The sequence below is a fragment of the Halomonas terrestris genome, from assembly GCF_049166755.1.
In the GTDB taxonomy this organism is placed as follows: Bacteria; Pseudomonadota; Gammaproteobacteria; order Pseudomonadales; family Halomonadaceae; genus Halomonas.
Window position 1 is genome coordinate 1 of sequence record NZ_JBMHFZ010000031.1, and the last position, 21,049, is coordinate 21,049.

Consider the following 21,049-nt stretch of genomic DNA (forward strand, 5'->3'; position numbering starts at 1 on the left):
TGAAAAAAACGACGGCTCGGGGAGCCGTCGTCAAGACCGTGACTAGCAATGAGAGGGAGAAACCACGGCAGGAGACTGGCGGGCCCTGCCCTGATTGTGGCGCCTCATCAACGCCACGACTCCAAGGGTAATGATTCTCATTTGTGGCGTCAACATGAATGCGAATCTTTTTTGTTTGATCCCGGCGCTAGCCGGCGAGCTGCAGCCACAGGGGAAGTGTCAGCATCGCCAGCAGCGTCTGACCGGTGATCAGCGCCGCCATCAGCTCGGCGTCGCCACCCAGCTGTCGGGCCAGGATATACGCCGAGGTGGCGGTGGGCAGGGCCGCGAACAGCAGGGCCACGTCGCGGCTCACCGGGTCGAGCCCCAGGGCCAGGGCGAGCGCCAGCACCAGTGCCGGCATCAGCACCAGCTTGACCAGGTTGGAGGTCCAGACGCCGCGGTCCAGCCGGATCAGTGAGGCCGGTCGCAGTGCCACCCCCACGGCGACCAGGCCCAGCGGCAGGGCCGCGCGGCCCAGCAGCTCCACGGTGGCGCCGCTCCAGCCGGGCAGGCCGATGCCGCTGAGATTGAGGGCGATGCCGATCAGGCAGCCGAGGATCAGCGGGTTGCGTACCAGGGCGGCCAGGCTGCGGCCCAGGCTGGAGGCCCCCAGGGTGCCGGCGGCGATGAAGCTGGCCACGCACAGCACGTTGACCACGGGGACCATCAGCGCCACCGCCACGGCGGCCACGGTGGCGCCGGCCCCGCCGTGCAGTGCCGCGGCGCCGGCCACGCCCACGTAGGTGTTGAAGCGCAGGGCCCCCTGGAAGGCGGAGGTGAAGGCCGGGGGACCGAGCCGGAGCCGTCCGCGAAGAAGCCACAGCAGGGAAGCGAACAGCCCCATGGCACCCAGCAGGGTCAGGGCCAGCCGGGCGACCGGCACCTGGCTCACATCGGCGCTGGCCAGGGTCGAGATCAGCATGGCGGGAAACAGCAGGAAATAGATCAGCCGCTCCATCTGTGGCCAGAAGTCGCCACCGGGTTGTCGTCGTCGACCCAGCACGGCTCCCAGCAGGATCAGCAGGAACAAGGGTCCCAGTGCACTCGCCACTCCCTCCATGGATGCCTCCTCATCGTGCCGCCCTGCGACATCCTTGCGCAGTCTGCCCAGGGCAAATGCTGATAAGCTTACCTTCATCCTGCCACCTGTGGAGTGCTTCTTTCGCCGCCATGCCTGATCGCACCCTGATGGAAACCGGTGTCTCGCGATCCCCGCTGCTGCGCCTGCTGATCCTGGCGACACTGGTGGTCATCGCCGTGGCTCTCTGGTACCTGACCAGCTACAGTCTTCGCGGTGGTGGCGAAGTGCGCTGGTTCGCCCCGCAAACGCCTTGCGACTTGCACGCCGGTCCCTGCACGGCGACCCTTGACCAGGGGGCCAGCCTCACGCTGGAGGCCAGGGTCCCCGGGCGCATCCAGGCGCTGGAGGTCCTGCCGCTGGAAGTGGTCCTGGGGGGGCTCGAGGCCGAGTCGGCACGCGTCGAGTTCGTCGGCCGTGACATGGACATGGGGCTGCACCGCTTCCCGCTCGCTCGCGATGGGGAGGGCATCTTCCGTGGCGAAGGCCAGGTATCGATCTGTACCGAGTCGATCATGCCATGGCGAGCGAAGGTGGTAGTGGAGACTTCCCGGGGGCGTCTGGGAAGCTGGTTCGATTTCGATGTGGAGCGACGTACACCATGAAGCGACAGGGGATCTGGATAGGGCTGGCAGTGATCGTGTTGATCATCGCCCTCAGCGGGTATGCCTGGTATCAACAGCAGGCCGTCCGCGGTACGGGCAACGGGCCCCAGGGAGGCCCCGTCGAACTGCCTTCCACCCGTGGTGACTTTGCGCTCACCCAGCTCGACGACGACCAGCTGGCAGTGCTCTTCTTCGGTTACACCTATTGCCCCGACGTCTGCCCCATGAGCATGGCCGTGGTGCGCCAGGCACTCTCCGAGCTGGACGAGGCCAGCCGCGAGCGGGTGGTGCCGGTGATGGTGTCGGTGGATCCCGAGCGGGACACCCTGGAGCGGTTGAGCGAATACACCGGCTACTTCGGCGATGCCTTCATCGGTGCCACCGGCAGCCAGGAGCAGCTGGAGGAGATCGCCGAACGCTACGGCGTGGTCTGGCGCCGCGTGGAGACGCCGGAATCGGCGATGGAGTACACCATCGACCACAGCTCGTCACTCTACCTGGTCGACCGGGAGGGCAGGATCCGGAAGCGAGTGCTCTATTCCCCCGCCCCCCATGCCCTGCTCTCGGCCCTGGAGAGCGAACTGGGCGGCTGACGCGCCTGCGGCATCAGCTGTCCGGGGTCTCCTCCAGGCGGTCGATCATGCCCATCAGGGCCCGCACCTGGGTTCCCTGCCGGGTATCGTGGAGGGGATTCAGCTGCCAGGTGCTCTCGGCAAAGCCCCACCAGTCCCAGCAACCCTGGGGATTGGCCAGGCTGGTCTCTGCCTGGGGATAGAGCACCACCCGACGATTGCTGGCCGCCCACTCGTTCAACCCGTTGTGGCGCACGAAGGTCTCGTCGAGCTGACTGGCGCCCATGGCACAGCCATGCAGCGCCACGGTCAGGCCGCAGCCGCCTTCCCTGCACCCCTCCGGCACGAACAGGTAACCGGCGTCGTCGAGGCCCTTGGCGTCCTGCATCGCCGCCTGGTCGAAGCGCATCAACTCACCGCGTGGCCTGTCCTCCCCGGGGGGGACGAGGTCGCCGTGCAGCCAGCCCAGCGCTTCCCCGGCGATGTCCAGGTCGCAGGCCAGCAGGTGGGTGCCGCCCCCACCACGGCAGTCGGTGAGCGTGGTGGCGGGCAAGGGCTCCCCACGATGACCGACCGGCCAGCCATGGCCGATGCCCTCGCTTTCCAGCAGGTGTAGCTGCCGGTCGGGGTCCTCCAGCCAGTCGCGGAACTGTTCGGCCAGGGCGCTGCCCAGGGTCGGCGACACCGTATCGTCCGCGTCGCCATGCCAGACGAACACCCGCAATCCGGCAAGCGCCCGGGGGGCGCCCACCAGGTCGCGCTCCAGGTAGTCCTGGTGACGCAGGGCCAGCTCGTCCAGGCGGGGTGGTCCGAGCCGGGTGGTCATGCACTGGCCCAGGGCCCGGCGCAGGGTGCCCTGGGCGCAGGACCAGGGGCCGGCGGCAAGCACGCCAAGCCCGGAGAACCGTTCGGGCCAGGCGACGGCGAGCTGAGTGGCCATGTAACCACCGGAGGAGATACCGATGACACTGATGTCATCGGCGTCAATGCCCAGCCGGGGTGGTTCGGGAAGCCGTTCGGAGGCGGACAGGGAGGCCGCCGGCACCATCAGGGCGAGGGCGGCGGCAATGGCGAGCTTGATCATGGATGGCGGTCAGTCAGCGTCCACGCCCAGCAGCTCGACCTTGAAGATCAGCGTCTCGTGGGGACCGATGGGGCCCTGGCCCTGGGCGCCATAGGCCAGCTCGGAGGGGATCACGATCTCCCAGGTGTCGCCGACGCTCATCAGCTGCAGCGCTTCCTGCCACCCCTCGATGACCTGGCCGACCCGGAAGCTGACAGGCTCGCCGCGCTCGTAGGAGCTGTCGAAGACGGTGCCGTCGATCAGGGTGCCCTCGTAGTGCACCTCGACGCTGGATTCGGGGCCGGGCGTGGCGCCATCGCCGGCCTCCAGCACCCTGTACTGCAGGCCGGAATCGGTGACCTCGACGCCCTCCTCATCGGCGTTGGCGGCCAGGAAGGCCTCGCCGTCGACACGGTTGGCCTCGGCCAGCTGTTCGGCCTCGGCCTCGCGGGCTGCCATCGCCTCCTGCTGGAAGCGCATCAGCGCCTCGGCCATCTCCTCGTCGCTCATGGCCAGTTCGCCGCCTTCGAAGACGTCGTGGATGGCCTGGGTGAAGGCGTCGACGTTCAGGTCGGCGACGTCCTGCTGGATGCTCTGGCCCAGGGTCACGCCGAGGCTGTAGCCGAGGCGTTCGTCGTCGGTCTCCGGTGCCGCCAGTGCCAGGGGGGCGGCACCCAGCAGGGCGGTCAGGGATGCGGTGGTCAGCAGTCTCTTCATGAACAGGCCTTGTAGTCCGGGCGCCGGGGGCGCCAGTGCATGGAAACCATGGGACTGTAACAGGGCGGGGCCGGTTCCGCACCAGAGTGGGATGCGGGAGACCGGCCCGGCAGGGGGGGGGTCAGACGACCAGGGTGGGACAGTGGGCCGAGCCGGCCACCCGCTGGGCCACGCTGCCCAGCATCATGCTCTTCTCGCCGTTGGTGCCCTGGGCGCCGATCACGACCAGGTCACACTCGCGCTTGCGTGCAAAGCGCACGATGGTGCGCGACGGGCGGCCGCCCTTGACGAAGGCGCGCAGCCTGTCGGGTTCGGCGCCCAGCTCCAGCGCTTGATTCTTGGCGTGCACGGCGATCTCGGTGGCGTACTCCTTGAGGGCGTCGTCCGGGATGTCCAGCTTGTCGGGCCGGACCATGGAGAGCGAGGCCTCCAGCAGGCTGTGGTGCTTGAACACGCACAGGATGTAGAGTTCGGCACCGGTCAGCATCTGCAGCCCCACGGCCTTCTCCAGGGCCTTCAACGCTCCCTTCGAGCCATCCACCGGTATCAGTATCCGATTGAACATCGTGACCATCTCCTGGGGTTAGTGGACCGGTTTCAGCGGAAGGCCAGGTCGCGCAGGAACAGCGCGATCTGCGGGAAGAGGATGATCAGCGCCGCCGCCAGCACCAGCATGAAGACGAAGGGCGGTGTGCCGCGGATCACCTCCCAGTAGGGTCGCTTGAAGATGGCGATGGCGGTGAAGATGTCACAGCCGAAGGGTGGCGTCGCCGAACCTATTGCCACCTGCAGGGTGATCAGCACGCCGACCAGCACCGGGTCGAGCCCCGAAGCGGCGATGGCGGGAGCGAAGATCGGCGTCAGTACCAGGATCACCACGATGGGGTCGACGAACATGCAGGCGACGAAGAAGGCGATGGAGATCGCCACCAGCACCCCGATCGGTCCGGCCTCGTTGATCCCGAAGGCGGCAAGGAGCGTCTGCGGGATCTGGGCAAAGGAGATGATCCAGGAGAAGCCGTTGCCCACCGCCACCAGGATGAAGACCACGGCGGTGATCAGGCCGGTGGACTTGGCGATGGTGTAGATGTCCGGCAGCTTCAGTGAGCGGAAGATCACGAACTCCAGCAGTACCGCATAGAGCACGCAGGCCGCGGCGGCCTCGGTGGGACTGAAGATGCCACCGTAGATCCCGCCGACGATCAGCACCGGGAAACCCAGTGGCCAGAGGGCGTCGCGCACCGACAGGGTACGCTCCTTCCAGGTGGCGCGGGGCTCGGTGGGGACGTCCTTGACGACGGCATAGATCACGCAGTAGACCGAGAACATCGCCAGGATCAGCAGCCCCGGGCCGATACCGGCGATGAACAGTTCGCCGATGGAGGTGCCGGAGATGACCCCGTAGATGATCATGCCGATGCTCGGCGGGATCAGGAAGGCGATGTCACTGGAGTTGATGATCAGCGCCAGGGTGAAGGGGTCCTTGTAGCCGGCCTTGAGCATGCGCGGGCGCAGCGGCGAGCCGACCGCCACCACCGTGGCCTGGGTGGAGCCCGACACGGCGCCGAACAGGGTGCAGGAGGCCGCGGTGCTCACCGCCAGCCCCCCCTTGATATGGCCGACGAAGCTCATGACCATGTTGATCAGGCGGTTGGCCGACTGGCCGCGGGTCATGATGTCGGCCGCCAGGATGAACAATGGCACAGCGATCAGTGCCGTGGGGCGGATGCCGCCCATCAGCTGCTGGATCAGGGTTTCCATCTGGCCGGTACCGCCGAAGGTCATGTAGAAACCGACGAAGGCCGCGGTGGCCAGGGGAATCATCATCGGGAAGCCCAGCAGGAGCAGCACGATCATGATGGAGACGATGATGGTTGTCATGGGGGATTCCTCTCGTGCCCTGCGTCAGACTTCCGTTTCCGTGTCCTTGTAGCCGTCTACCACATGGGTCGACAGGTAGACATCACGGGAGGTGAGGTTCTTGATCGCGGTCAGCAGGTACTGGATGCCGGTGATGGTGAAGCCCACCGGGACCCAGACATACATGATCCACACCGGGATGCTCAGTGACGGCAGCACCCGGCCGCGCCCGTAGACGGTGGTGATGTAGCCGATCGAGTAGTAGCAGAGCACGAACATCACCAGGGAGGTGAACAGGCAGATGAAGATCATCAGGGCGCGGCGCCCGCCGGTGGGAAGGGCATCATAGATCGCCGACATGCGGATGTGTCGCCCATGGCGTGCCGCATAGCCGATACCGGCGAAGGTCACCATCACGATCAGGATGCGATTGATCTCCTCGGCGAAGTGCAGGCTCTCGCCGAACACGAAGCGGCCGATGACGTTGGCGATGGTATTGATGGCCATGAGGATAATCCCCAAGGCGAGGATCACCGCCTCGATCCTGCTGATCCAGGTATCGATCGGCCCCAGGGGACCGGGCAGCGTCGACCGGTAGTTCTTTTCGGATTCTTCTTCAGTCATGTGACCAGACTCCTGAGGGGTTTCCCCGAGAGATGAGTTGTCGCCCTGCTCTTTCTCAAGGGTACGCAACGGGTGGCCGGACCCCCGTGCCGGGGCTTCAACGCTGATTGGCCGCGCCGGACGGGCCGTGAAGGCAAAGGGGGTAGCCTGTCGGCTACCCCCTGCTGGCTGTGATGACGGATTCCCCGAGGGGTCATTCGCTCATCACGGCTTCCAGGTCGGCCTTGAACTGGTCGAGCAGCTCCTGGCCACGCTCGCCGGTCATCTCGACGAACTCCTCCTCGACTTCCGGGGCACGCTCGCGGAAGGCCTGGATCTCCTCCTCGTTCAGGCGTGTCACGGTGACCTCGTCGGAGGCCTCCTGGATCTTGGCCAGGGACTCCTCGGCAAGCCCGGAGATGTGCTCGATGGTGTGGTCGTAGGCCGCATCGGCGGCATCACGCACCAGCTGCTGCTCCTCCTCGGAGAGGCCGTCGAAGAAGTCCTGGTTGGCCATCATGGCGGTGGTGAACCAGCCGTGGCCGGTGAACACCAGGTGGGGGGAGACCTCGTAGAGGCCGCCGGACTCGATCCAGAAGATCGGGTTCTCCTGGCCCTGGATGATGTTGGTCTGCAGGCCACCGTAGACCTCGCCCCAGGGCAGTGGCGTCGGGCTGGCGCCGAAGGCCCGATAGGTGGCGGCGAGCAGCGGGTTGGTCATGGTGCGGATGTTCTTGCCGCGCAGCTCTTCCGGGGTGCGGATCGGCTCGTCGACGGTGATGACCATCTCGCCTTCCGGATACATCTTGAGCAGTTCCAGGCCCTGTTCGGCATAGAGCTCCGGGAACATCTCGTTGATGGCCTTGCTCTCGTCGAAGAACTCGAGGACGGTTTCCTCGTCGGTCGGCAGCAGGTAGGGAATGAAGAAGATCTGTGCCTCGGGAATCAGGGCACCGGTGAAGCCGGGGGACTGGTTGACGAACTGCAGGATGCCCGCCTGGGTCTGCTCCATGATGTCGTCGGACTCGCCGAGTTCGCCGAAGCGATAGATCTGGACGGTATTGTCGGAGTTTTCCTCGATATACTCCTTGAAGGCGACGGCAAATACGTCCTGGACATCGCCCTCGAACTCTTCATGGGCATAGCGCCAGTTGGCGGAATGGGCCGCAGCGGACATGCCGAACAGCAGGGCGCCGATGCTGGCCGTGGTCAACAGCTTGGTTGCCTTCATTCTTGTGTTCCCCTCGCAGGTTGGACTGGTCAAGATCGGTTGATATTGCCAGGTAACGCGCAGGTAAAGGGCCTGCACAGCTAATTTCAGGCTAGCGTGGGCCTCCTGAGGGGTCAAGGGAGCTTTCCAGCCTTTGCAGGGCAGAAAGATGCGATTTTTTCTGTAGTTGCAGGCAATCGGCAAGATGTTTCTCGAGTCCAGCCCGAGCGGGAGGCAAAGGCGTCAGCCGTCCAGCGATGGCCAGCGCTTCCAGGCGGGCGAGGGTCTCCCGCTCGGCCTCGAGCTCGGCCTGCTTGAGGGTGCGACGCAGCTCGGCGACGCCGGTTCGCGCTCCGGCCTCGGCCTTCAGGCTGCGGCGCAGGTGTCGCAGCGGCACCGTGACCTCCCGCTGCCAGCGCCGGATTCCGGCCATGCCGTCGGGGTCGTCGGGCGGGCCGAGGCCGTGGTGGTACAGCCAGCAGTGCCACAGCAGTTCGCAGACGTCCAGACCGGCGTCGTCCTGGAGGTGCAGGCAGGCGGCCTCGACGCCATCCCGGGCGTAGAAGGCGAGGGCGAAGTCCCAGAGTGGGCTGGCGGCGAGCCGGGCCCGCAGAGCGGCCGACATTTCGGTAGAATCGGGGGTCATCTCTCGGCTGTCGTCGTGTCGCGGCGGCAGTCTCACGCACTGCCGAGTGGAGCCAGCATGATCGCACTGCGCCAAGTTTCCCTGCAACGCGGCACCCAGCGACTGTTCGAGGGGGCCGACCTGACCCTGCATGCGGGGCACAAGGCGGGAATCGTCGGTCCCAACGGCGCCGGCAAGTCGAGCCTGTTCGGCCTGCTGCTGGGCCGGCTGGTGCCGGATAGCGGCCAGGTGGAGATGAGCGGCGGCCAGCGCATCGCCCACATGGCCCAGGAGGTGGAGGCGCTGGACCGGCCCATCGTCGACTATGTGCTCGACGGCGATCATGAGCTGCGGCGTACCGAGGCCGAACTGGAGGCGGCCCGCGAAGGTGGCGATGCCCACCGCGAGGCCGAGCTCCACGGCATCATCGAGGCCCTGGATGGCTACAGCGCACCGGCCCGGGCCGCCCAGCTGCTGGTGGGGCTCGGCTTCGCCCAGGCCGACCTCGAGCGGCCGCTATCCGACTTTTCCGGTGGCTGGCGCATGCGGGCCAACCTGGCGCGCACCCTGTTCATGCCCTCCGACCTGCTGCTGCTCGACGAGCCCACCAACCACCTGGACCTCGATGCGCTGCTGTGGCTCGAGCAGTGGCTGGTGCGCTACCCGGGTACCCTGCTGCTGATCTCCCACGATCGCGACTTTCTCGATGCCGTGTGCGACCACATCGTGCACTTCGACCGCCAGGCCCTGGTGCTCTACCGCGGCAACTACACCACCTTCGAGCGCACCCGGGCCGAGAAGCTGGCCCTGCAGCAGGCCGAGGCGGCCAAGCAGCAGGCCCGGCGCGAGGAGATCGAGCGCTTCGTGGCGCGCTTCCGTGCCAAGGCCACCAAGGCGCGTCAGGCGCAGAGTCGGCTGAAGATGCTCGAGCGCATGGGCGACATCGCCGTGGCCCATGCCGATTCCCCCTTCCACTTCACCATTCCCGCCTCCGACAAGATCTCCCACCCGCTGCTGGTGCTGGACGAGGCGCGGCTGGGCTATCGCGACGAGGCGGGCGGCGAGACGCTCCAGCTCGATGGCGTCAAGCTCACCCTGCTGCCGGGGCAGCGCATCGGACTGCTGGGCCCCAATGGCGCCGGCAAGTCGACCCTGATCAAGTCGCTCACCGGGGAGCTGCCGCTGCTGGCCGGCAGGCGGGTGCCCGGCGAGCACCTGGCCATCGGCTACTTCGCCCAGCACCAGCTCGAGGGGCTGGACCTGTCATCCACGCCCTTCATGCACGTGCAGCGGCTCTCTCCCACCGCAAGCGATCAGGAGATCCGCAACTTCCTCGGCGGTTTCGGCTTCCAGGGCGATGACGCCTTCGGCGAGGTGGCGAGGTTCTCCGGCGGCGAGAAGGCGCGCCTGGCCCTGGCGCTGGTGGCCTGGCAGAAGCCCAACCTGCTGCTCCTCGACGAGCCCACCAACCACCTGGACCTGGAGATGCGCGAGGCGCTCACCGAGGCCCTGGCGAGCTTCGAGGGCACGGTGATCATCGTCTCCCACGATCGCCATCTGCTGCGTGCCACCGTGGACGAGTTCTGGCGGGTGGCCGATCACCGGGTCGAGCCCTTCGACGGCGACCTCGAGGACTATCGCGCCTGGCTCAAGGCGCGGCTCGAGGGCGAGCGGCGCGAGGCCCGCAACGACAAGGCCGAACGGCAGGCGGAGGGCCCGGCACCGAAGGAGGATCGCAAGGCGTCCCGGCGCGCCGCCGCCGAGTTGCGCGAGAAGCTGCGTCCGCTCAAGCGACAGCGCGACCGGGCCGAGCAGGCCATGGAGAAGGTCCAGACCGAGCTCGCCGCCGTGGAAGCGGCGCTGGGCGAGGCCGAGCTCTATACCGACGCCGCCCGCAAGGAGGAGCTCACCGGGACCCTGGCGCGCCAGGGCGATCTCAAGTCGCGGCTGGACGACCTGGAGGCCGACTGGCTGGCCGCTGAGGAGGCGCTGGAGGCGATGGAGACCGAGCTGCAGGAGAACGGGGCTTGATGCATTCCGAGCATGACTAGCCGAGGTGAGCGGCGCCGGGGACAGGCCGAAGAGGAGGTCATTTGCCATGGATGGCAAATGTAGCGCCCAGGGATGGGTTCACAGCGCCTCCTCGCAGGCCTGTCGCCGGATCAGCCGCGGAATGCTTCCAGAGCGTCTTGTGCCCTCAGCTCTCCAGCAGAAACGTCACCGGCCCGTCGTTGACCAGCGAGACCTGCATGTTGGCGGCGAACTCGCCGCTGGCGACCTTCGGCCAGGATGCGTGGGCGCGGTCGAGCAGGTAGTGGAAGAGGCGCTCGCCCTCGGCGGGCGGCGCGGCGCTGGAGAAGCCGGGCCGCAGCCCCTTGCGGGTATCGGCGGCCAGGGTGAACTGCGAGACCAGCAGCAGCCCGCCGTCGACCTGCTGCAGGTCGAGGTTCATCCTGCCCTCGGCATCGCCGAACACCCGGTAGTGCAGCAGCTTGTGCACCAGCCGGTCCGCCGCGGCCTCGTCGTCCCCCTTCTCGACGCCCACCAGGGCCAGCAGTCCCTGGCCGATGGCGCCGACCTCGCGGCCTTCCACTTCCACGCTGGCGCGCCGTACGCGCTGGATCAGGGCCTTCATCCGACACGCTTCCTTCTGCCTGGGGATCAGGCCGGGAAGGGTAGCACGTCGGCGGCTACCAGGCGCGGCAGAGCATGATGTCGCAGTGCGGCTCGGCAAGCAGGTGCTCGGTAATCTGGCTCTGGCGGCCCAGCTGACCGCGGCTGCCCAGTGCCAGCAGGTCCGGTGGCTGACGACGCAGGCGGTTCATCAGCACCTCCAGGGGGTCGCCCTGCTCCAGGACCAGCTCCAGCTCCGGTACGTCGTCGAGCTCGGCCATCAGCTGCTCGGTCTCGCGCTCGAGCTGGGTGCGGAGCCGTGCCACCTCGCGGTCGCGCCAGCGGGCATAGTCGCTGTCGGAGCCCAGCTCCCGCTCGCCGGGAATGTCCCAGGCGTGCAGCAGGGTGAGCCGGGCCTCGGGAAAGCGCTTGAGGGTCTCGCGCAGGGTGTGGCGAGAGGTCAGCGAGAAGTCCACCGGGACCAGGATGTCGCGCCACTCCTGGGTGGCCAGGTGGCTCACCGAGAGCACCGGGCAGGGGGCGCTGCGCAGCACCCGGGCCAGGGTGGTGCCGGCCACGAGATCCGGCTGGCCGCGCTTGCGATGGGCACCGAGGATGATCATGTCGACATTGCGCTCGTGAGCCTCGCGGATGATCTCCGCGTAGGGTGAGCCCGCCACGGTCTGGATCAGCGTCCGCGGTTCGGGGAGGGCATAATCCTCGCGGATATCGGTCAGCATGGCCCTCATGTCGGCCACCACCGCTTCCTCCAGGTCATGCAGTACCCGATGCGGCAGATAGGGGTCGAGCACATGGATCACGTCGAGGCGGGCACCATGCTCCACCGCCAGGCGGACGGCTCGGGCATAGGCGGCACGGTTCTCCGCGGAAAGATCGCAGGCGAACAGCAGGGTCTGGGTCATGACGCATCCCTCTGGTGCACGAAGATGATGGGCGCATGGCCCGCGGGTCGGACCTTCAGGATGGGCGGGGCTCGGCCGGGCTGCAAGCCGAATCGGTCACCACCAGGCGTGGAAGTGGTGCACCGGTCCGTGTCCCTGACCCACGTCAAGGCGTCGGCTCTCGGCCAGCGCCGTGGCGAGCCAGGCCTTGGCGGCAGTCACCGCGGTGACGAGGTCGTCACCCAGTGCCAGGCGGGCGGTGATCGCCGAGGAGAGGGTGCAGCCGGTCCCGTGGAGGTTGTCGGTGGCGATGCGCGGCCCCTCCAGCCAGTGCATCGCCCGGGCCGTGACCAGCAGGTCCGGGCAGGCGTCGCCGGCCAGGTGGCCGCCCTTGAGCAGCACGGCCCCCGCCCCCAGGGCGCGCAGCGGGGAGGCCAGGGCCTCCATGCCCTCCCGGTCCCGGGGTTCGGGGCACTCCAGCAGCACGGCGGCTTCCGGCAGGTTGGGCGTGATCAGGTCGGCCAGCGGCACCAGCACCTCACGTACCGCACGGATGCCGGCGTCATCGACGAGGATATCGCCGCTCTTGGCCACCATCACCGGATCGAGCACGATCCAGCGCGGCCGCCGGCGCCCGAGGATGTCGGCCAGGGTCTCGGCCACCTCGCGGCTGGTCACCATGCCGATCTTCACCGCATCGATCTCGATGTCGGCCAGTAGCGTCTCGAGTTGCGAGGCGATAAAGTCCGCCGGCACCGGGTGGACCCCGGTGACGCCGCGGGTATTCTGGGCGGTCAGGGCGGTGATCACGCTGGTGCCATAGGCGCCCAGCGCCGAGAAGGTCTTGAGGTCGGCCTGGATGCCGGCGCCGCCGCTGGGGTCGGAGCCGGCGATGGTCAGCGCGTTGGGAATGGATCGGGAGAGTGTCATGGCGTCATCGTATCGCAGGGAAGTGTCGATCGGTCAGGGAATGGCATGCTGAGCCTGTTCCTGGTCGCCCTTGTCAGCGCGACCCTGCTGCCGGGCGGCTCCGAGGTATGGCTGGCGCGACTCTGGTGCCTGGGCGAGCCCATCGTCATGCTGTGGCTGGTGGCCACCAGCGGCAACACCCTGGGCAGCCTGGTCAACGTCTGGATGGGCCGCTATGCCAGGCGCTTCCAGGATCGTCGCTGGTTTCCCGCCTCGCGGGAGGGGCTGGCCCGGGCCGAGCGCTGGTACTTCCGCTTCGGCGAGTGGAGCCTGCTGGCCTCCTGGGCGCCGGTGATCGGCGACCCGCTCACCGTGCTGGCCGGTATCTTCCGGCTGCCCTGGTGGCGGGCCATCCTGCTGATCACCCTGGCCAAGGGCACGCGCTATGCGGTGGTGCTCCTGCTGGCCCAGCAGTGGCTCGCCCCCCTCTGCCAGTAACGGCAGCCAGCGGATGGGCCCGTCCTCAGAGCACGGAAGGCAGCCAGGTGGCGATGCCCGGGAACAGGGCCAGGGCCAGCAGCATGCCGAGCTGCAGCAGGATGAACGGGATCACCCCCCGGTAGATCGCCGAGGTCGGTACCGACGCCGGTGTCACGCCGCGCAGGTAGAAGAGCGCGAAGCCGAACGGCGGCGTGAGGAAGGAGGTCTGCAGGTTCACGGCGATCATGATGCCGAGCCAGATCGGGTCGATGCCCATGGCGAGCAGTACCGGACCGACGATCGGCACCACCACGAAGGTGATCTCGATGAAGTCGAGGATGAAGCCGAGCAGGAAGATCACCAGCATCACCACCAGGGTGGCACCCACCACCCCGCCCGGCAGCGCCTCGAACATCTCGATGACCAGCTCCTCGCCGCCGAAGGCGCGGAACACCAGCGAGAAGAGGGTGGCGCCGATCAGGATCAGGAACACCATGCTGGTGACCTGGGCGGTGGAGTGCACCACCTCGCGCAGTATCGGCAGGCTCAGGCGGCGGTTGGCCAGGGCCAGCAGGAAGGCACCGAAGGCGCCCACCGCCGAGGCCTCGGTGGGGGTGGCGAAGCCGCCGAGGATCGAGCCGAGCACCGCGACGATCAGCAGCACCGGCGGGATCAGCCCCTTGACCAGCAGGGGCCAGAGGCTGCCGCTGTGGCCCAGTTCCTTCATCAGTGCCTGGCGGTCGGCCGGTGGCGCCGTCTCCGGTCTCAGCCAGGCGGTGACCGTCACGTAGAGGATATAGGCCGCCACCAGCAGCAGGCCGGGCACCAGGGCGCCGATGAAGAGATCGCCCACCGACAGGGTCTTCGGGCTCCATATCCCCATGGCCAGCTGGGCCTGCTGGTAGGCGTTGGAGAGCACGTCGCCGAGCAGCACCAGGGCGATGGAGGGCGGGATGATCTGCCCCAGGGTGCCGGTGGCGCAGATGCTGCCGGTGGCCAGTGCCGGCGAGTAGCCGCGCTTGAGCATGGTCGGCAGCGACAACAGGCCCATGGTCACCACGGTGGCGCCGACGATGCCGGTGGAGGCGGCCAGCAGCATGCCGACCAGTACCACGGCGATGCCCAGGCCGCCACGCAGGGCGCCGAAGGCCAGGGCCATGGCGTCGAGCAGGGTCTCGGCGACCCGCGACTTCTCCAGCAGCACCCCCATCAGCACGAACAGCGGCACGGCGAGCAGGGTCTGGTTGGTCATGATGCCGTAGAGCCGGTTGGGCAAGGCGGTCATGTAGCGGGTCTCGAAGGGTACCGGCACGCCCATGTGCAGCAGCGCATAGCCGATGCCGGCGAAGATCAGCGCGGTGCCGGCCAGCGACAGGGCCACCGGATAGCCGAGCATCAACACGCCGCAGACGGCGGCGAACAGCACCAGGGGGATGAAGTCGAGGAGGGAGGCGAGCACTAGAGGACCTCCTCGTGGCCGGGGGTATGGCCCGGCAGCCGGCCGCGCAGGATCAGGGTCTGGCGGAGCACCTGGGCGATGGCCTGGATCATCAGCAGTGCCACCATCAGCAGGATCAGGCTCTTGAGCAGGAAGACGGCGGGAATCCCGCCGTCCGGCGAACGCTCGAGGATCGACCAGCTGCTGGTCACGTAGCCGAGGCTCGAGAGGGCGATGAACGCCAGCACCGGGATCAGCAGGAAGAGGGTGCCGCCGAGGTCGATCCAGGCGCGGCCGCGGGCGGAGAGTCGACGGTAGAAGATGTCCACCCGCACATGGCCGTCATTGCGCAGGGTCCAGGCGGACGCCAGCATGAACACCATGGCGTGCATGTACATCACCGACTCCTGCATCACGATGCTGTGGATGCCGAGGACGTAGCGCATGACCACGATGGCGAACTGCACCGCCATCATGACGACGACCAGCCAGGCGATCCCGCGCCCGATCCGGTCGGTGAAGCCGTCTAGCCATGCTAGCAGGACCGGTTCACGGTTCGCGGAAGGCATGGAGTGTCTCGTAGAAAGCGAATGGGGGACGCATCATCGCCGATTCGGCGCCAATCGTCATCCCCGGGCCCTCAACGCGTGCTCAGCGAATGTCCCGCTTGAGCTGCGCGGTGACCGCCTGGAGGCAGGCCGGCGGCAGCAGCACGTCCACGGCGATCGGCAGGTGGTCGGAGAACAGGTGGTCGAGGACGCGCACCTCCCCGGCCTCCAGCGAGTCGGAGAGCAGGATGTGGTCGAGTGCCCGGCGCGGCTGCCAGGAGGGGTAGCTGAGCAGCGGGCGTACCGGGTGCAGCGGCAGCGAGGTGCAGAAGCGATCATGGGTGTGCAGCTGCTCCGGGGTGCAGTTGAGGTCGCCCATCACCACCACGTGGCGCAATGGCTGGATGATCTCGCTGAGGTAGTCGAGCTGGCGCACCCGGCCGCGATGGCTCAGCGCCAGGTGGGCGATGAAGATGTGCAGTGCCTCGGGCCCCTCGCCGTAGCGGGCATGGATGGCGCCGCGGCCGGGTAGGGTCCCCGGCAGGCGGTGCTCCTCGATGCGGCTCGGGGCCAGTCGCGACAGCAGCCCGTTGCTGTGCTGGGCGATGCGGCCCAGGTTGCGGTTGAGCTGCTGGAAATGGTGCGGGAAGCCGGCGCGGGCCGCCAGGTACTCCACCTGGTTGACATGGTTGGACCGGAAGCTGCCACCGTCGACCTCCTGGAGGCCGACGATGTCGAAGCGGCCGATGACCTCGCTCATCATGTCCAGGCGCCGCATGCGCTTGGGGTGCGGCAGCAGGTGCTGCCAGCTGCGGGTCAGGTAGTGATGGTACGCAGAGGTCTGGATGCCCACCTGCAGGTTGAAGGTGAGCAGCTTCAGGTGGCCGCCATCGAGCAGCGGTGTCCTGGCATCGGCCAGATGAGGCATGTCAGTCCGCACGCTCCTCGCGCACCTTCTCGACCAAGGCATCGGCGATCTGCGGCATGTTGTCGAGGCTGCCGGCACTGCTGGGCGTGACCAGGTAGCGGCCGTCGACCATCAGCGCAGGGACTCCCATCAGGCGCATGGCACGCATGCGGGCATGGGCCTGATTGACCCGGCTCTTGACGCCGAAGGATGTCAGCGCCTGGTGCGCGTCCTCCTCGCTGACCCCGTAGTCGCTGAAGAAGGCGGCGATGTCGTCGACCTCGGTGAGGCTTCGGTTGTTCTGGTGGATGGCATCGAAGAAGTCGGCATGCACCTCCTCGCGGATGCCCAGCTCCTCGGCGGCGTAGAAGGCCAGGGCGTGCTGGTTCCAGTCGCCGCCCATGGTGGCGGGCAGGTGGACCACGCTGACGTCATCGCCGATGTCGGCGTACCAGGCGGTGACGGGGCCCTGCAGGTTGTAGCAGTGCGGGCAGCCGTACCAGAAGGCCTCGGTGACCTCGATCTGGCCTGGTTCGACGCGCGTCTCGACGGCCTCGGGGAGGACCTCGTAGTGCTGGCCTTCCACCAGGGGAGCGGCAGAGGCCAGGGTCGACAGGCCGAGGCCTGCCAGGGCAACCATCAGGGGCTTGAACATCGGGGGATCTCTCCTTGAGTTGCTGCCGGACCATGGGCGGCATCGCTGCCTTTGAGCCCGATTCATGGTCGGGGTTCCCGGGAGGCATGCGGGGGTGGTCGTCACCGGAGACGACGAGGGCGGCCCCGGGGCCGCCCTCGCACGATGATGTCACGCCGGGTGGCGGTGGTGATGTCAGTGCAGGCCGAGTACATAGTTGGCCACGGCCTCCATGTCGGCATCGCTCATCTTGGCGGCGATGTCGCGCATGATGTTGCTCGGGTCGTTGGCCCGCTCGCCGGCGGCGAAGTCCTGCAGGGTGGAGACGGTATACTGCGCGAACTGGCCGGAGAGGGCCGGGTAGACGGCGCTGCCGATACCTTCGCCGGTCGGGGTGTGGCAGGCGGCGCAGGCCGGGATGCCCTTGGACATGTCCCCGGCGCGATAGAGCTCCTCGCCACGGGCGATCAGTTCCTCGTCCGGGTCGGCCTGGCCCAGGCTGGCCTCCTGCTCGGCGAAGTGGGCGGCCACGTCCCAGGCATCCTGGTCGGAGAAGTTGTCGACCTGTCCGGCCATCTCGGGTACCACGCGGTGGCCGTCACGGATGTCCATGATCTGCTTCGCCGTGTAGGACATCTGCTGTCCGGCGAGGTGCGGGAAGGAGGGGGAGGGGCTGATGCCTGCCTGGCCGTGACAGGCGGCGCAGGATTGTGCCTTCTCGCGGCCGGCCGCAGCGTCTGCATCGGCTTGCAGGTCGGCGTGGGCAGTGCCCGCGGCGCCCATGGTGATTGCCAGGCTTGCCAGTAACTTTCTCATCGCTGTTCCACTATCCCGTTACGTTGTTGACCGGTACGTACCCTGGGTGCCGCCCGGATCGCGAAGGCTGCCTGAGCCGGGCCATGCCGCTGCTCGGCGGCCTGGCAGTTCGCGGACGTCGAGGGCGCGGTGGTACACTAGCGTGCCCCGGGTCGCAGACAAAAGACACTGCATTATAACGAATCACCCCGGCCGCGGGAATGCAAGCCGTGGCCCTGCCACCCTCGACCATCGTCAGGACCTGCCCGCCATGTCGCGACTCAGCCATTCGCTCAACTACCAGACCGCCCGCTTCCTCACCAGTGCACCGACGCTGGCGACCTGCCCGCCCGACACGGGGTCCGAGGTGGCCTTCGCCGGGCGCTCTAACGCCGGCAAGTCCAGCGCGATCAATGCCCTGACCCGGCAGAAGGCGCTGGCGCGCACCTCCAAGACGCCGGGGCGGACCCAGCTGATCAACTTCTTCAGCCTGGGAGGTGACAGCGAGCGGCGCCTGGTGGACCTGCCCGGCTATGGCTTCGCCAAGGTGCCGGAGTCGGTCAAGCTGGAGTGGCAGCGCCATCTCTCCGACTACCTGCAGCGCCGCACCTCGCTGCGTGGCCTGGTGCTGGTGATGGATGTGCGTCATCCGCTCTCGGAGTTCGACCAGACCCTGCTGGGCTGGGCCGACGACAAGGGCATGCCGGTGCACATCCTGCTGACCAAGGCCGACAAGCTCAAGCGCGGCGCGGCGATGAGCGCCCTGCAGCAGGTGCGCAGCCGGCTGCGCGAGTGGGAGGACCTGGTCAGCATCCAGCTCTTCTCGTCGCTCAAGGGGCAGGGCATCGACGAGGTGCATGCGCGCCTCGACGCCTGGCTGCTGGACGCCGAATAGCGGGGAAAGGACGGGGCTATCCTGGCGGCAGGCCTGCGCGAGTGGCCCCTTTGGGGTCAGACCCCAGCCAAGCCGCCAGGCCCATCTTGGTGCACCATTCCGGCGGTGTCTCTCTCCGCCGGGGTCTGACCCCAAAGGGAACTTCGGCGCCCCTCGCCGAGGGCTATTGCTGATTTTCCAGCCAGGCGATCAGCTCGGGCAGTTCCCGCACATGGGCCAGGCGGTGGATGCCCGTCGGCAGGCCGACGTCGGCGCCGGCGATCCACGCTGCCTGCATGCCCAGCCGGCGGGCGGGCAGGGCGTCCTCCTTCCACGAATCCCCCACGTGCAGCGCCCGCGACGGGGCCGTGCCCAGCCGGGCCAGTGCCGCCAGGAAGGGGCGCGGGTCGGGCTTGGGGGTGAACATCTCGCCGGCGGCGATGGCCACCGGGAAATGGCGGTGCAGGGCCAGGCGCCGGATGTCGACGTTGCCGTTGGTGATGCTGGCCAGGCGGTAGCGGCTTCCCAGGGCCTCGAGCATGGCTTCCACCTCGGGGTGCGGCGAGACCTCGTGGCGCAGCACCATGAAGCGCTGCATCGCCCGCGCGGCCCATCGCGAGGCGTCGCTGCGCGGCAGGCCATGGGCCTGCAGCAGCGACGCCAGGGCGTGCTCGCGCAGCCAGCTGAAGTCACCACGGCGCAGCGGATAGCGGCGGGCCAGCTCGAGCCGCCGGGCCTGGTACGCCGATAGCGGGAAGCGCTCGGCGAAGCCGACTTCCGGGGCCTCGCCGCGGTGGGCCTGCCACTCGGCCAGTGCCTGGTCGAGCCAGGCATAGTGCCCCGTCTCGGTGCGCTCCATGACGCCATGGTTATCCCACAGGGTGTCGTCGAGGTCGAAGGTGATGGCCTGGAGGGTGACGGTCGTCATCGGTGGTCACCCCGGTCGTCGTCATGGCGGCGGGCCCGCGGGTGGGCGGCATCATAGCTGGCGGCGAGGTGCTGCCAGTCGAGCCGGGTATACACCTGGGTAGTGGACAGGTTGGCATGTCCGAGCAGTTCCTGGACGGCGCGCAGGTCCTGGCTCGACTCCAGCAGGTGGCTGGCGAAGGAGTGGCGCAGCCGGTGGGGGTGGAGGTGCTCGGCGAGCCCCCGGGCCCTGGCCAGCTCGCCCAGGCGCTTCTGGATGGCGCGGTGGCCGAGGCGCCTGCCGCGGACGCCGACGAAAAGCGCCGTTTCGTCGTCTGGCGCCAGCCGGTCGCGCACCGCCAGCCAGGCCTCCAGAGCCTGGCGTGCGCGGCGGCCCACCGGCACCTGGCGCGGCTTGCCGCCCTTGCCGCGCACGCGCACGCGGCGAGGCTGCAGGTCGCCCAGGTCGAGGGTGGCGAGTTCGGCCAGGCGCAGGCCGCTGGAGTAGAACAGCTCGAGCATCGCCTGGTCGCGCCGGGCCAGGGGAGTGCCGTCGTGGGGCGTATCCAGGAAGTGTGCCAGCTGGTCGGCATCCAGCGGCCGCGGCAGGTGGCGGGGCTGGCGCGGGCCGCGGGTCAGGGCCACCGGGTTGTGCGTCAGGATGCCTGCCTGCAGCAGGTGGCCGGAGAAGCGCGAGATCGCCGCACGGCGCCGGGACAGGCTGCGCGGGGCCAGCCCGCGGCCCCGTTCGCCGCCGAGGAAGCGTCGCAGCAGGGTCACGTCGAGGCGGGCCCAGTCGTGGCACCCACCGCGCTGGAGAAAACCGGCCAGTGCTTCCAGGTCGCGACGGTAGGCACTCACCGTGGCGGGGCTGGCGGTACGGGCCAGTGCCTCGAGGAAGGTCTCGACCTCCCGCATCAGCGGGACCTCGCCCCCGGGACGGCTAGCCATGGGGGGGATGGGCCAGGCGCACCAGCAGGCGGGCGACCACGTCGCCGACATACTCGGTGAACAGGGTGTCCATGCTGGCGCGGAAGTGGTCGGGGTCGGGGCTCGCCAGCACCAGGTAACCCAGCGGTTCGCCCAGGGTCAGGCGGGCCAGGGCGCAGGAGCCCGCCTTGCGCGGGGCCTGGGCATGGGGCAGCAGGCGCTTCCAGTCGGTGGGCGTCAGGCGGGTGCAGCGGCTGGTGCGGCCGTCGAGCAGGGCGGCGAGGCGCTGGCCGGCGTGATCATCGAGCACGTGGCGCGGCGGTTGCGGCGGGTGGGGTTCGGCATCGGTGAGGCTGGCCGGGCACCAGAGCGCCACCGCCGAGGTCTGGAAGCGCTCGCTGAGCTGGGTGGCCAGGGCCTGGCCCAGGGCGTCGTTGTTCTCGGCCTCCAGCAGGGCCAGCACCAGCTCCCGGGTGCGCCGGTACTGGGCCTCGTTGTGGCGGGCGGATTCCAGCAGCTGCTCGAGTCGCCACTCGGCCTGCTCGGCGCGGTTGCGCAGGTCGTGCACCAGCCGCTCCAGCAGCGAGGTGGCGCCGCGGGCCTCGGGGTGCGGAACCCTGAGCTGCTGCAGCAGCCCTTCGCGACCGACGAAGAAGTCCGGGTGACGGGCCAGCCACTGGGCCACCCGATCGGGGTCGAGGGTCTTGCGCGGTTCTGGGGCGGCACGGGTCATGGCGA

Annotated in this window: 24 protein-coding genes; 5 read left to right on the forward strand and 19 right to left on the reverse strand. The window is 68.3% G+C overall.

The window, feature by feature from the left end; all coding sequences use genetic code 11:
• Nucleotides 1–187: 187 nt before the first annotated feature.
• A complete protein-coding gene (locus ACOMD9_RS19905; protein WP_421417744.1) occupies nucleotides 188–1,102 on the reverse strand; it encodes an AEC family transporter in 915 nt (304 codons plus the stop codon).
• Nucleotides 1,103–1,212: 110 nt separating this feature from the next.
• Here ACOMD9_RS19905 and ACOMD9_RS19910 point away from each other — a divergent pair, with 110 nt between their 5' ends.
• Both ACOMD9_RS19910 and ACOMD9_RS19915 read left to right on the forward strand, forming a co-directional pair.
• The gene (locus ACOMD9_RS19910; protein WP_421417745.1) at nucleotides 1,213–1,725 is read left to right on the forward strand and encodes a hypothetical protein; all 513 of its coding nucleotides are present in this window, start codon (nucleotides 1,213–1,215) and stop codon (nucleotides 1,723–1,725) included.
• Nucleotides 1,722–2,318 (forward strand): SCO family protein, encoded by a 597-nt coding sequence (locus ACOMD9_RS19915; protein WP_421417746.1) that lies wholly within the window; start codon nucleotides 1,722–1,724, stop codon nucleotides 2,316–2,318. The genes ACOMD9_RS19910 and ACOMD9_RS19915 overlap by 4 nt, the downstream gene beginning before the upstream one ends.
• Before the next feature lie 13 nt (nucleotides 2,319–2,331).
• Here ACOMD9_RS19915 and ACOMD9_RS19920 read toward each other — a convergent pair whose 3' ends face one another.
• The 7 genes from ACOMD9_RS19920 to ACOMD9_RS19950 form a co-directional block, all read right to left on the reverse strand.
• Entirely contained in the window at nucleotides 2,332–3,381 is a 1,050-nt protein-coding gene (locus tag ACOMD9_RS19920; protein ID WP_421417747.1) for an alpha/beta hydrolase family protein, read from the reverse strand.
• Between the two features lie 9 nt (nucleotides 3,382–3,390).
• Entirely contained in the window at nucleotides 3,391–4,077 is a 687-nt protein-coding gene (locus tag ACOMD9_RS19925; protein ID WP_421417748.1) for an FKBP-type peptidyl-prolyl cis-trans isomerase, read from the reverse strand.
• Nucleotides 4,078–4,198: 121 nt separating this feature from the next.
• Complete coding sequence (locus ACOMD9_RS19930) at nucleotides 4,199–4,642, reverse strand: universal stress protein (protein WP_421417749.1); 444 nt, start codon at nucleotides 4,640–4,642, stop codon at nucleotides 4,199–4,201.
• 32 nt (nucleotides 4,643–4,674) lie between these two features.
• Nucleotides 4,675–5,958 carry a TRAP transporter large permease gene (locus ACOMD9_RS19935; protein WP_421417750.1) on the reverse strand — a complete coding sequence of 428 codons (1,284 nt, stop codon included), beginning with the start codon at nucleotides 5,956–5,958 and terminating at the stop codon, nucleotides 4,675–4,677.
• Nucleotides 5,959–5,982: 24 nt separating this feature from the next.
• Nucleotides 5,983–6,561, reverse strand: a complete 579-nt coding sequence (locus tag ACOMD9_RS19940) for a TRAP transporter small permease (RefSeq protein WP_421417751.1) — start codon at nucleotides 6,559–6,561, stop codon at nucleotides 5,983–5,985.
• Nucleotides 6,562–6,754: 193 nt separating this feature from the next.
• Nucleotides 6,755–7,771 carry a TRAP transporter substrate-binding protein gene (locus ACOMD9_RS19945; RefSeq protein WP_421417752.1) on the reverse strand — a complete coding sequence of 339 codons (1,017 nt, stop codon included), beginning with the start codon at nucleotides 7,769–7,771 and terminating at the stop codon, nucleotides 6,755–6,757.
• 91 nt (nucleotides 7,772–7,862) lie between these two features.
• Nucleotides 7,863–8,396 (reverse strand): TIGR02444 family protein, encoded by a 534-nt coding sequence (locus ACOMD9_RS19950; RefSeq protein ID WP_421417753.1) that lies wholly within the window; start codon nucleotides 8,394–8,396, stop codon nucleotides 7,863–7,865.
• 57 nt (nucleotides 8,397–8,453) lie between these two features.
• On the opposite strand from ACOMD9_RS19950, the gene ACOMD9_RS19955 reads away from it, so the two are divergent.
• Complete coding sequence (locus tag ACOMD9_RS19955) at nucleotides 8,454–10,406, forward strand: ATP-binding cassette domain-containing protein (protein ID WP_421417754.1); 1,953 nt, start codon at nucleotides 8,454–8,456, stop codon at nucleotides 10,404–10,406.
• Nucleotides 10,407–10,572: 166 nt separating this feature from the next.
• Here the strand turns inward: ACOMD9_RS19955 and dtd are convergent, their stop codons facing one another.
• The 3 genes from dtd to thiD all read right to left on the reverse strand — a co-directional run bounded on the left by dtd (nucleotide 10,573) and on the right by thiD (nucleotide 12,820).
• A complete protein-coding gene (gene dtd / locus ACOMD9_RS19960; RefSeq protein ID WP_421417755.1) occupies nucleotides 10,573–11,010 on the reverse strand; it encodes a D-aminoacyl-tRNA deacylase in 438 nt (145 codons plus the stop codon).
• A 55-nt stretch (nucleotides 11,011–11,065) separates the two neighbouring features.
• Nucleotides 11,066–11,911 carry a universal stress protein gene (locus ACOMD9_RS19965; RefSeq protein WP_421417756.1) on the reverse strand — a complete coding sequence of 282 codons (846 nt, stop codon included), beginning with the start codon at nucleotides 11,909–11,911 and terminating at the stop codon, nucleotides 11,066–11,068.
• Between the two features lie 96 nt (nucleotides 11,912–12,007).
• Entirely contained in the window at nucleotides 12,008–12,820 is an 813-nt protein-coding gene (thiD, locus tag ACOMD9_RS19970) for a bifunctional hydroxymethylpyrimidine kinase/phosphomethylpyrimidine kinase (protein WP_421417757.1), read from the reverse strand.
• Nucleotides 12,821–12,865: 45 nt separating this feature from the next.
• Here thiD and ACOMD9_RS19975 point away from each other — a divergent pair, with 45 nt between their 5' ends.
• Nucleotides 12,866–13,297 carry a YqaA family protein gene (locus ACOMD9_RS19975; protein WP_421417758.1) on the forward strand — a complete coding sequence of 144 codons (432 nt, stop codon included), beginning with the start codon at nucleotides 12,866–12,868 and terminating at the stop codon, nucleotides 13,295–13,297.
• A gap of 25 nt (nucleotides 13,298–13,322) precedes the next feature.
• On the opposite strand, the gene ACOMD9_RS19980 is transcribed toward ACOMD9_RS19975, so the two are convergent.
• The 5 genes from ACOMD9_RS19980 to ACOMD9_RS20000 form a co-directional block, all read right to left on the reverse strand.
• Nucleotides 13,323–14,738: a TRAP transporter large permease gene (locus ACOMD9_RS19980; RefSeq protein WP_421417759.1), complete on the reverse strand. Its 1,416-nt coding sequence runs from the start codon at nucleotides 14,736–14,738 to the stop codon at nucleotides 13,323–13,325.
• Nucleotides 14,738–15,286 (reverse strand): TRAP transporter small permease subunit, encoded by a 549-nt coding sequence (locus tag ACOMD9_RS19985; protein ID WP_421417760.1) that lies wholly within the window; start codon nucleotides 15,284–15,286, stop codon nucleotides 14,738–14,740. Before ACOMD9_RS19985 ends, ACOMD9_RS19980 begins: the two co-directional genes overlap by 1 nt.
• 82 nt (nucleotides 15,287–15,368) lie before the next feature.
• Nucleotides 15,369–16,193: an endonuclease/exonuclease/phosphatase family protein gene (locus ACOMD9_RS19990; RefSeq protein WP_421417761.1), complete on the reverse strand. Its 825-nt coding sequence runs from the start codon at nucleotides 16,191–16,193 to the stop codon at nucleotides 15,369–15,371.
• Between the two features lies 1 nt (nucleotide 16,194).
• Complete coding sequence (locus tag ACOMD9_RS19995) at nucleotides 16,195–16,827, reverse strand: thiol:disulfide interchange protein DsbA/DsbL (RefSeq protein WP_421417762.1); 633 nt, start codon at nucleotides 16,825–16,827, stop codon at nucleotides 16,195–16,197.
• A 174-nt stretch (nucleotides 16,828–17,001) separates the two neighbouring features.
• Nucleotides 17,002–17,622, reverse strand: a complete 621-nt coding sequence (locus ACOMD9_RS20000; protein ID WP_421417763.1) for a c-type cytochrome — start codon at nucleotides 17,620–17,622, stop codon at nucleotides 17,002–17,004.
• 250 nt (nucleotides 17,623–17,872) lie between these two features.
• Between ACOMD9_RS20000 and yihA the strand changes: the two genes are divergently transcribed.
• Complete coding sequence (gene yihA, locus ACOMD9_RS20005) at nucleotides 17,873–18,496, forward strand: ribosome biogenesis GTP-binding protein YihA/YsxC (protein WP_421417764.1); 624 nt, start codon at nucleotides 17,873–17,875, stop codon at nucleotides 18,494–18,496.
• Between the two features lie 163 nt (nucleotides 18,497–18,659).
• Here yihA and ACOMD9_RS20010 read toward each other — a convergent pair whose 3' ends face one another.
• Genes ACOMD9_RS20010 through ACOMD9_RS20020 form a run of 3 tightly spaced genes read right to left on the reverse strand, consistent with a single transcriptional unit; the run spans nucleotide 18,660 to nucleotide 21,044 of the window.
• Nucleotides 18,660–19,403: an HAD family hydrolase gene (locus ACOMD9_RS20010; RefSeq protein ID WP_421417765.1), complete on the reverse strand. Its 744-nt coding sequence runs from the start codon at nucleotides 19,401–19,403 to the stop codon at nucleotides 18,660–18,662.
• Nucleotides 19,400–20,332: a tyrosine recombinase XerC gene (locus ACOMD9_RS20015; protein ID WP_421417766.1), complete on the reverse strand. Its 933-nt coding sequence runs from the start codon at nucleotides 20,330–20,332 to the stop codon at nucleotides 19,400–19,402. Before ACOMD9_RS20015 ends, ACOMD9_RS20010 begins: the two co-directional genes overlap by 4 nt.
• Nucleotides 20,325–21,044 carry a DUF484 family protein gene (locus ACOMD9_RS20020; RefSeq protein ID WP_421417767.1) on the reverse strand — a complete coding sequence of 240 codons (720 nt, stop codon included), beginning with the start codon at nucleotides 21,042–21,044 and terminating at the stop codon, nucleotides 20,325–20,327. Before ACOMD9_RS20020 ends, ACOMD9_RS20015 begins: the two co-directional genes overlap by 8 nt.
• Nucleotides 21,045–21,049: the final 5 nt, after the last annotated feature.